Origin of the sequence: Micrococcus sp. KRD070 (assembly GCF_017168435.1) — a bacterium.
GTDB lineage: Bacteria > Actinomycetota > Actinomycetes > Actinomycetales > Micrococcaceae > Micrococcus > Micrococcus luteus.
The window spans coordinates 85,812-93,241 of record NZ_JABFNH010000024.1 but is presented as its reverse complement, the minus strand read 5'-3'; the positions used below and the strand labels follow the sequence as shown (position 1 = coordinate 93,241).

Below are 7,430 nucleotides of genomic sequence, written 5' to 3'. Positions count from 1 at the left end.
CTACCGCATCCTGCGCTCCGTCCCGGCCTACGCCGAGGCCCAGGCCCTCGTGGACCAGCTCTCCGACGCCGGGTTCCCCGTGGAGCGCGTGCGCATCGTGGGCACCGGGCTGCGCTCCGTGGAGCAGGTCCTGGGCCGGATGACCACCGGCAAGGCCGCCGTCCGCGGCGGGCTGCAGGGCCTGTGGTTCGGCCTCCTGCTCGGCCTGCTCTTCTCGATCTTCGCCCCCGGCTTCGGGTTCCTCTGGATCCTGCTGATCTCCCTGGGCCTGGGCGCCCTGTGGGGGGCCGTCTTCGGGGCGATCGGCCACGCGGCCACCGGCGGCAGGCGCGACTTCACGTCCCTGCAGACCATGGAGGCCGAGTCGTACGACGTGCTGGTCGAGGCCTCCCACCTGGACCAGGCCGGTCAGCTCCTCGGCGCGGACCCCGGCACCGCGGCCACGCCGCGCGCCTGAGCCCCGGCCCGCCCCGTCGTCGTCGCTCTGGTAAGGTGGACCGGTCTGGCAGGCGCTGCGCCCCGGACGCATCCCCCTCGAACGGTCCACGGGACACCCGCGTGCCCGGTCGAGGGACGCGCAGCGCATCAGTGGATGACGGGCGGCGGCACGCCCCTCAGCTCTCCTCAGGATCGCGGGGAGGCCAGGTTCGAGTCCCCTTGACCCGTGTGCCCCGGCGCGCGGACGAGACCTCGAGACAAACCCGAACCGTGCCGCACGTCAAGGAAAGGCAGGTCCACCATGAGTGGCAACCTTCGCACCCGCCGCACCGTGCGGCACTCCCGCGCCCTGGGCATCGCGCTGACCCCCAAGGCCGAGAAGTACATGGAGCGTCGTCCGTACGGCCCCGGCCAGCACGGCCGTGCCCGCCGCAAGCAGGACTCGGACTACGCGGTGCGCCTCAAGGAGAAGCAGCGTCTGCGCGCCCAGTACAACATCCGCGAGGCCCAGATGCGCCGCTACTTCGAGGAGGCCAAGCGCACCGCCGGCCTGACCGGTGAGAACCTGGTCGAGCTCCTCGAGCAGCGCCTCGACGCCCTCGTGCTGCGTGCCGGCTTCGCCCGCACCATCCAGCAGGCCCGTCAGCTCGTCGTGCACCGCCACATCCTGGTGGACGGCAAGCGCGTGGACGTCCCCTCGTTCCGCGTGAAGGAGGGCCAGATGATCCACGTGCACGAGCGCTCGGAGAAGATGGTCCCCTTCCAGCTGGCCGCCGCCGGCGCCCACCAGCAGGTCCTGCCCGCCACCCCGGGCTACCTGACCGTGGAGATCGACAAGCTGCGCGCCACCCTCACCCGTCGCCCGAAGCGCTCCGAGGTCCCCGTGACCTGCGAGGAGCAGCTCGTGGTCGAGTACTACGCGCGCTGATCCGCCGCGGCCGGGTCCGTCCCGGACGACGGCGCCCCGCGCGTCCCGCAGGCCCGGTCACCTCTCGGAGGTGACCGGGCCTGCGGCGTCCCCCGGGCCCGCCGCCGGGGATCGGCGCCGCGCCCGGTAAGGTGGGGCCGGAATCCCTGCCGTCCGAAGGAGGCCCCCGCCATGCTCCGCTCGCTGCTGCTCGTCGGCGCCGGCGCCGCATCCGGCTGGTTCGCACACCGCGCCCTCGGCGACCGTGCCCACCCGGCCACCGACGCGACCGACGCGCCGACGTCTGACCCTGGCTCCGCGGGGGGGCGCGCGGGGTTCTCCGCCCGCCTGGACCCGGAGCGTCTGGCCCGCCAGGCCGGTGAGGCCGCCGCCGACGCCGCGGCGGCCGCCCTGCAGGACGGTGCCCGGCGCCTGGCCGAGCGCGTCCGCGCCGAGGCCCCCTGGGCCGCGCCCTACCTGCCCCACACGGGGCCGATCATCTCCGGGGAGACCGTGGAGCCGCCGTCGCACGGCGCCGCCCGCCCCCAGACCACCACCACGCAGAAGGACACCCCCGCATGAAGTCCCAGGAGATCGCCCGCCGCTGGACCGCCTTCTTTGAGTCCAGGGGGCACCGCGTGGTGCCGTCGGCGTCGCTCGTCTCGCCGGATCCGTCGCTGCTGTTCACGGTGGCCGGCATGGTCCCGTTCATCCCGTACTTCCTGGGGGAGCAGACCCCGCCGAGCCCGCGCGTCGTCTCGGTGCAGAAGTGCATCCGCACCGCGGACATCGAGGAGGTCGGCAAGACCGTCCGCCACGGCACCTTCTTCCAGATGTGCGGCAACTTCTCCTTCGGCGACTACTTCAAGGAGACGGCCATCCCGATGGCCTGGGAGCTGCTGACGTCCTCGGTCGAGGACGGCGGCTTCGGCCTGGACCCCGAGCGCCTCTGGGTCACCGTGTACCGCGAGGACGACGAGGCCGAGCGCATCTGGCGCGAGGACGTGGGCGTCCGTCCCGAGCGCATCCAGCGCATGGGCAAGGACGACAACTACTGGAACACCGGCCAGCCCGGCCCGGGCGGCCCCTGCTCGGAGATCTTCTACGACCGCGGCCCCGCGTACGGCGTCGACGGCGGCCCGGCCGCGGACGACACCCGCTACATCGAGATCTGGAACCTCGTGTTCATGCAGTACCGCCTCTCCGCGGTGCGCTCGAAGGACGACTTCGACATCGCCGGCGAGCTCGAGCACAAGAACATCGACACCGGTCTCGGCCTCGAGCGGCTCGCCATGATCCTCCAGGGTGTGGAGAACATGTACGAGACGGACCAGGTCCGCCCCGTGCTCGACCGCGCCGCGCAGCTGGCCGGCCGCTCCTACACCTCCACCGAGGACCCGGCCGACCCGCACTACGACGACGACGTCCGCCTGCGCATGGTGGCCGACCACGTGCGCTCGGCCCTGATGCTGATCAGCGACGGCGTGCGCCCCGGCAACGAGGGCCGCGGCTACGTGCTGCGCCGCCTCATCCGCCGCGTCGTCCGCGCCCTGCGCCTGATGGGCGTCACCGAGCCCGTTTTCCCTGAGCTGCTGCCGGTCTCCCGGGACGCGATGAAGGGCACCTACCCGGTGGTCGCGGACGAGTTCGAGCGCATCTCCCGGATCGCCTACGCCGAGGAGAAGGCGTTCCTGCGGACCATCGCCGCGGGCACGGCCCGCCTCGACGCCGCGGTGGGCCAGGCCCGCTCGGCGGGCGGCGGCATCGCGGGCCCGGACGCGTTCGAGCTGCACGACACCTACGGCTTCCCGATCGAGCTGACGCTGGAGATCGCGGAGGAGGCCGGCGTCGCCGTGGACGAGGCCGGGTTCCGCGCCCTCATGGCCGAGCAGCGCGACCGCGCCCGCGCGGACGCCAAGGCCAAGAAGGCCGGCCACACGGACACCGCCGTGTACCAGCGCCTGCGCGCCGAGGGCCAGACCCACTTCACCGGCTACACCGAGCACACCACCGAGTCCGTGGTGCGCGGCCTGCTGCAGAACGGCGAGGAGGTCGCGTCCGCCGGCGCCGGCACGGAGCTCGAGCTCGTCCTGGACGCCACGCCGTTCTACGCGGAGTCCGGCGGCCAGGCCGCGGACACCGGCCTGATCACCGGCGACGGCTTCCGCCTCGAGGTGCTCGACGTGCAGGCCCCCGTGAAGGGGCTGTCCGTGCACAGGGTCAAGGTCCTCGACGGCGAGGTCGCCGCCGGTGCGCAGGCCCTCGGCGCGATCGACCTGCAGCGCCGCCTCGACGGCGAGAAGGCCCACTCCGGCACCCACCTGGTGCACGCCGCACTGCACCAGATCCTCGGCCCCGAGGCCACCCAGTCCGGCTCCTTCAACAAGGAGGGCTACCTGCGCTTCGACTTCCGCTGGGCCGAGGCGCTCTCGGCCGGGGCCCGCTCCGAGGTCGAGGACGTGGTGAACATCGCCATCCGCGACGACCACGCCGTGCTCACCCAGGAGATGAGCCTCGAGGAGGCGCGCGCACTCGGCGCGATGAGCCTGTTCGGCGAGAAGTACGGCGACCGGGTGCGCGTCGTGGAGATCGACGGCGCCTGGTCCCGCGAGCTGTGCGGCGGCACCCACGTGGGCCGCACCGCGCAGATCGGCTCGCTGACCCTGCTCGGCGAGCAGTCCGTGGGCTCGGGCAACCGCCGCGTCGAGGCGCTCGTCGGCCTGGACTCGTTCCGCCACCTCGCCGCGGAGCGCACCCTCGTCTCCGAGCTCTCGGAGATGTTCAAGGCCCCGGCCGAGGAGCTCAAGGACCGCATCGGCGCCACCCTGGACCGGCTCAAGGCGGCCGAGAAGCAGGTCGCGGAGCTGCGGGCCCAGGCGCTGCAGGCCCAGGCCGGGCAGCTCGTCGGGCAGGCCCAGGACGTCACGACGTCCGCCGGGACGTCGGTGCGGGTGCTGGCGCACCACGTCGGCGACGTGGCCGGGGACCAGCTGCGTTCCCTCGTGCTGGACCTGCGCGCCCGGATCGAGTCGGCCGGCGGCAACGCGGCGGGCACGCCCGTGCTCGTGGCCCTCACGGCCGAGGCCAAGGGCCGGCCCCTCGTGGTCGTGGCGACCAACGAGGCCGCCCGCGCGGCCGGCCTCAAGGCGGGCGCCATGGTCAAGACCGCCACCGGCGTGCTCGGCGGCGGGGGCGGAGGCAAGGACGACGTCGCCCAGGGCGGCGGCCAGGACGTCACGCGCGTCGGGGACGCGCTCGAGGCCGTCGTCGCCGCGGTGCGCGCGGCCTGAGGCGGACGTGAGCGCAGGTCAGGACGGGGCCGCCGTGGCGAGCGACGCCGTGCGCCGGGGGCGCACCCTCGGCGTCGACGTCGGACGTGCCCGCGTGGGCGTCGCGTCGGCCGACCCCGACGGCCTGATCGCCACCCCCGTGGCCACCCTGCGGCGGGATGCGCGTCGACGTCGTGACGTGGACGAGCTCGTCGCCCACGCACGCGAGCTCGACGTCGTCGCCGTGTACGTCGGCCTGCCGGTGAATCTGCGGGGCGAGCACACGCCGTCCACGCAGGACGCCCTCGACTACGCGGACGCCGTCGCCGCCGCCCTGGTCGAGGCGGGCCACCCCGTGCCGGTCCGGCTCGTCGACGAGCGGCTCAGCACGGTCTCCGCGCAGGCCGGACTGCGGGCCGCGGGCCGGTCCGTCAAGGACAGCCGCGGCGTGATCGACCAGGCGGCCGCCGTCGCGATCCTGCAGGCCGTCGTGGACGAGCAGCGCCGCACCGGCCGCTGGGCCGGCCAGGACCGGGAGCAGATCCGGTGACCGGCGACCACCAGCACGCGCGGCGTGAGGACCACTGGGACGATCTGCTCGGCGACGAGGCCGACGTCCACGACGACCTCGACGTGTTCGGCTTCGCCCACGGCGAGGCGGACGAGGCCGATCTCGGCGCCCCGTCCCAGCCGGTCGACGCGGCCGGCCCATGCCGGCCCCGCACGTTCCTGCGTCGCCGGGGCTCCGGGTCCCACCCGGCCCCGCGGGTCGATCGCGGCGCCGGCCGGCGGCGGACCGCGCTGGTGCTGGGCACGGTGCTCGTGGCGTTCGCCGTCGTGGTCGGGCTGATCGTGCGCGGGTTCCTGGGCGGCCCCGACCACACGGCCGTCGAGGGCGACGAGGTGACGTTCTCGGTGGAGCCGGGCGAGGACCTGGGCTCCGTGGCGGCCCGCCTGGACCGGGCCGGCATCGTGGCCTCCGCCCGTGCGTTCGAGCGCGCCGCCAGGGACACGGGCAGCGGTCTCGTGCGCTCGGGGGACTTCGTGCTGCGCGAGCGGATGCCCGCGGCCGAGGCCCTCGCGGTGCTCCAGGGCGCCGCGGACGGGGCCGTGCACTACGTGCTCGTGGAGCGCGGCCGGCGACTCACCGAGGTGCTGGACGCCGTCGCCGAGGCCACGGGGCTGCCCCGCAAGGAGCTCGAGGCCGCCGCCCACGACCCGACCCGCTACGGCGTCCCCGGGGAGGCGGGCACGCTCGAGGGCTGGCTCGACGCGGGGGAGTACCGCCTCCCCGTCGACGCCACCGCCGAGCAGGTGCTCGACTCCCTGATCCGGCCCACCCTCGCCGAGCTCGACGCCCTCGACGTCCGCGACCCGGCCGAGCAGCAGCGCCTGCTCACGATCGCCTCCATCCTCGAGGCGGAGGCCCTGCCCCAGGACTACCGGCAGGTCGCCGGCGCCATCGAGAACCGCCTCGCCCCGGACAACACCGAGACGCGCGGGCTCCTGCAGATCGACGCTACCGTCACGTACGGCCTCGGCGTGCGCAGCCTCAGCTTCACCTCGGGCCAGCGGCAGGACGCGTCGAACCCCTACAACACGTACGTGCACCCGGGCCTGCCGCCGGGTCCGATCGGCATGCCCTCCGACGCGGCCGTCGAGGCCGCCCTCGACCCGGCCGAGACGGACGCCTACTACTGGGTGACCACGGACATCGGCACCGGCCACACCGAGTTCTCCCGCACCTATGAGGAGCACCAGCAGCACGTGCGCACCCTGCAGCGCTACTGCGCCTCCAATCCGGGGGTGTGCTGATGCGCCCCACGCTGCGCGCGGCGGTCCTGGGCCGGCCGATCGCCCACTCGCTCTCCCCGGTGCTGCACGCGGCCGGCTACCGGGTCCTGGGCCTCGACGTCGACTACGGCCGACGTGACCTGGGCGAGGACGACGTGCTCGCCTTCGCGGCCGAGCACCTCGGCGCCCCGGGCGCGGCCGACGGCGGCGCGGCCGCGGCCCGCGGGCAGGACTGGCTCGGCTGCTCCGTCACCATGCCGCTGAAGCGGGCGGCCGTCGCCGCCGCCGGGCACGTCAGCGACCGCGTCCGGCTCCTGGGCACCGCGAACACCCTCGTGCGCGACCACCCCTCCGCGCCCGGGGTCGTCCACGCCGAGAACACGGACGTGGACGGCATCCTCGGCGCCCTCGCCGCGGCCGGCCTCGACCGTGCCGCCCGGGGCGGGACCGTCGGCGTCCTCGGGAACGGGGGGACCGCGACGGCGGCCGTCCTCGCCGCCACCACGCTCGGCGCGGACGCGGTGTTCTTCGGCGTCCGCGACGCCGCCCGCGCCGCCGAGGTGACGGCCCTGGCCGACGCGCTCGGGCTGCGCTGGGAGACCATCGGCCAGCCGGATCTGCTCCGGCGGGCACCGGGGCTGCGTGCCGTCGTCGCCACCCTGCCGCCGCGCGCCGCGGACGTCCTGGCCGCACACGTGCCGGCCGACGCCGCCCTGCCGCCCCTGCTGGACGCGGCCTACGACCCGTGGCCCTCCGTGCTGGCGTCCGCCTGGTCCCGGGAGGTCGGTCCGGTGGCGTCCGGGCTGTCCATGCTGCTGCACCAGGGCATCGAGCAGGTCCGGCTGTTCACGGCCCGGCCCCGCGCCGCAGCCGGGATGCCCGAGCCGGACTGGGCGGCGGTGACGCGCGCCGCGGCGGACGCCCTGGGACCGGCCGCCGGCTGAGCGTCGAACGCCGGATCCGGTGTGTCCCGTCCGGTCACACGTGACGGCGCGGCGCCCCGTGCGTGAGAGACTGCACGC

Annotated in this window: 7 protein-coding genes; all 7 read left to right on the top strand. The window is 74.9% G+C overall.

What is annotated here, in order from left to right:
* Positions 1–457 (top strand): general stress protein (locus J1M38_RS10120; RefSeq protein WP_241246630.1); only part of this gene is annotated, 457 nt, incomplete at its 5' end.
* A 282-nt stretch (positions 458–739) separates the two neighbouring features.
* Positions 740–1,366 carry a 30S ribosomal protein S4 gene (gene rpsD, locus J1M38_RS10115; protein ID WP_020621561.1) on the top strand — a complete coding sequence of 209 codons (627 nt, stop codon included), beginning with the start codon at positions 740–742 and terminating at the stop codon, positions 1,364–1,366.
* A 171-nt stretch (positions 1,367–1,537) separates the two neighbouring features.
* On the top strand, positions 1,538–1,927 hold the full coding sequence (locus J1M38_RS10110) for a hypothetical protein (RefSeq protein WP_020621562.1): 390 nt from the start codon (positions 1,538–1,540) through the stop codon (positions 1,925–1,927).
* The gene (alaS, locus tag J1M38_RS10105; protein ID WP_036380962.1) at positions 1,924–4,635 is read left to right on the top strand and encodes an alanine--tRNA ligase; all 2,712 of its coding nucleotides are present in this window, start codon (positions 1,924–1,926) and stop codon (positions 4,633–4,635) included. Before J1M38_RS10110 ends, alaS begins: the two co-directional genes overlap by 4 nt.
* Before the next feature lie 7 nt (positions 4,636–4,642).
* The gene (gene ruvX, locus J1M38_RS10100; RefSeq protein ID WP_044659814.1) at positions 4,643–5,164 is read left to right on the top strand and encodes a Holliday junction resolvase RuvX; all 522 of its coding nucleotides are present in this window, start codon (positions 4,643–4,645) and stop codon (positions 5,162–5,164) included.
* Positions 5,161–6,429, top strand: coding sequence for an endolytic transglycosylase MltG (mltG, locus tag J1M38_RS10095; protein ID WP_044659813.1), 1,269 nt, complete (start codon positions 5,161–5,163; stop codon positions 6,427–6,429). Before ruvX ends, mltG begins: the two co-directional genes overlap by 4 nt.
* Positions 6,429–7,352 carry a shikimate dehydrogenase gene (locus tag J1M38_RS10090; RefSeq protein ID WP_044659823.1) on the top strand — a complete coding sequence of 308 codons (924 nt, stop codon included), beginning with the start codon at positions 6,429–6,431 and terminating at the stop codon, positions 7,350–7,352. The genes mltG and J1M38_RS10090 overlap by 1 nt, the downstream gene beginning before the upstream one ends.
* The last annotated feature ends 78 nt before the right edge of the window (positions 7,353–7,430 follow it).